At 66.8% G+C, this 1,736-nt stretch carries 3 protein-coding genes and 1 tRNA gene; 3 read left to right on the top strand and 1 reads right to left on the bottom strand.

The genetic code is table 11. The annotated features are described in order from the left end of the window. Nucleotide 1: 1 nt before the first annotated feature. The 3 genes from VB080_RS10685 to VB080_RS10675 all read left to right on the top strand — a co-directional run bounded on the left by VB080_RS10685 (nt 2) and on the right by VB080_RS10675 (nt 855). Nucleotides 2-74 (top strand) — tRNA-Thr (locus VB080_RS10685). Between the two features lie 162 nt (nt 75-236). Then, nucleotides 237-467, top strand: a complete 231-nt coding sequence (locus VB080_RS10680; protein ID WP_323418430.1) for a FitA-like ribbon-helix-helix domain-containing protein — start codon at nt 237-239, stop codon at nt 465-467. Then, complete coding sequence (locus tag VB080_RS10675) at nt 454-855, top strand: type II toxin-antitoxin system VapC family toxin (protein WP_323418429.1); 402 nt, start codon at nt 454-456, stop codon at nt 853-855. The genes VB080_RS10680 and VB080_RS10675 overlap by 14 nt, the downstream gene beginning before the upstream one ends. Nucleotides 856-980: 125 nt before the next feature. On the opposite strand, the gene VB080_RS10670 is transcribed toward VB080_RS10675, so the two are convergent. Then, nucleotides 981-1,682 (bottom strand): MgtC/SapB family protein, encoded by a 702-nt coding sequence (locus VB080_RS10670; protein ID WP_323418428.1) that lies wholly within the window; start codon nt 1,680-1,682, stop codon nt 981-983. Between the last annotated feature and the right edge of the window lie 54 nt (nt 1,683-1,736).

The raw sequence follows: 1,736 nt of genomic DNA, 5'->3' as shown, positions 1-1,736 counted from the left end.
CGCCGCTGTAGCTCAGTCGGCAGAGCGGCTCACTCGTAATGAGCAGGTCTCGGGTTCGATTCCCGACAGCGGCTCCGATCCGAACTCCCGTCCCCACAAGGGGCGGGAGTTTTCGATTACCGGACATCGGACCACATGGCGCCGCGCTGGGTAAGCCATCAGGCAAGCCAAGTCGGGTCCGGCCAGGGTGTAGGCGGAGGCTTCCATTTCGCATGGAGTGGCTCCATAATGGCTTTATGCCGAACATTCAGATCAAGGACGTGCCCGAGGCGACGCACGCCGTGCTGCGGCAGCGGGCGGCGGCGGCACACCAGTCGCTGCAGGAGTATCTGCTGTCCCGCTTGGTGCGCGAGGCTGCGCAACCGACGGTCGATGAGGTGCTGGACCGGGCTGCCGGACGAGCGGGCGGCTCGCTGCCCCTGGCCGGCGCGGTGAACGCGTTGCGAGCAGAGCGTGCTCGTCGTTGACGCCAGCGTCCTGGCGGTCGCGCTCATGGACGACGGCCAGGACGGCGACGCGGCGCGTGGCCGCCTGAGAGGGGAGGATCTTGCCGCCCCGTCGCTGATCGATCTTGAGGTGGCTTCCGTGTGGCGTGGGCTCGCCCGTGGCGGCCACCTCGATGCCAAGCGCGCCCGACTGGCGCTGGACGACCTGAGAGTTCTCCCGGTTCAGCGCGTCCAGCACGACCTGCTCCTGGAACGGTGCTGGGAGTTGCGAGAGAACCTGACGATCTATGACGCTGCCTATGTCGCCCTGGCGGAGGCGCTCGAAGCGCCTCTGCTCACCGGTGATGGCCGGCTCGCGAGGGCCGGCGGGCCGCACTGCACGATCGAGGTACTGAAGACCAGCCGATAGAGCACGGCGGCGGCACGCTGAACGTGCTGCGCAAGGGGTTCGCCGATGTCAGCGCCCGGTTCATGGTGATGCAGTGGTTGCCGACGGCATCGTTGAACCCGACGTTGATGCAGTGACAGGAGCGGCTACTCCAGTTCGTTCTCATCGACCAGTTGCACGCTGTGCACGCCGTCCAGGCCGGACAGCGAGCCGACCAGCGTGTCAGGGCTGGCCGACCCAGCCAGGTTCAGCACCACAGCGGCGGTGCCGCCTCTGGTGGGCTGGGGTTCGGCGCGGTTGACCTGCCAGCCCGACGAGGTGATTGCGAGCAACAGATCGCGCAGCAGCCCACGTCCGTCGGCGTAGTCGATCTCGAGCTGGATCTGGGCATTCTGATTGCCGGGGAGCCTGCGGATCAGTGCGGTGAAACCGTAGGCGATCACAAAGTGCAGGCCGGTGACCGAGATGGCGAGCACCCACAGTCCGGCTCCGGCAGCCATGCCGATTGCGGCGGTCTCCCAGACTGAGGCAGCTGTGGTCAGCCCGCGCACCGAGCCGTGGCGGGTGAGGATCAGGCCGGCGCCGAGGAATCCGATACCCGAGACGACCTGCGCCGCGACCCGGGAGGGGTCGAGGACCACATGGTCCCCCAGCACGTTGAAGAAGCCGTCTTTGCTGATCAGCATGAACAAGGCGGCTGCGGTCCCGACGATCGCCTGGGTCCGCAGCCCGGCGCTCTTGTGCCGGAGCTGGCGTTCCAGGCCGATCAGGGCACTGAGGACGAAGGCAAAGGCGAGATCTACGAACTGCAACCACGCCTGGCTGGTCAAGGCGAACGAATGAAGCATGGTCAACCACGCTACGCCCGGCTGTTGGCAGAAGAGTTCGACGGGATGCTGGGG

It is taken from the genome of Propionicimonas sp. (genome assembly GCF_034927565.1).
Lineage (GTDB): Bacteria > Actinomycetota > Actinomycetes > Propionibacteriales > Propionibacteriaceae > Propionicimonas.
This window is presented reverse-complemented; position numbering and strand designations above follow the sequence as displayed.

Bases quoted from the DNA above. Each gene is read 5' to 3' on its own strand.
- VB080_RS10670 (WP_323418428.1), bottom strand. From the start codon at position 1,682: ATGCTTCATTCGTTCGCCTTGACCAGCCAGGCGTGGTTGCAGTTCGTA.
- VB080_RS10680 (WP_323418430.1), top strand. From the start codon at position 237: ATGCCGAACATTCAGATCAAGGACGTGCCCGAGGCGACGCACGCCGTG.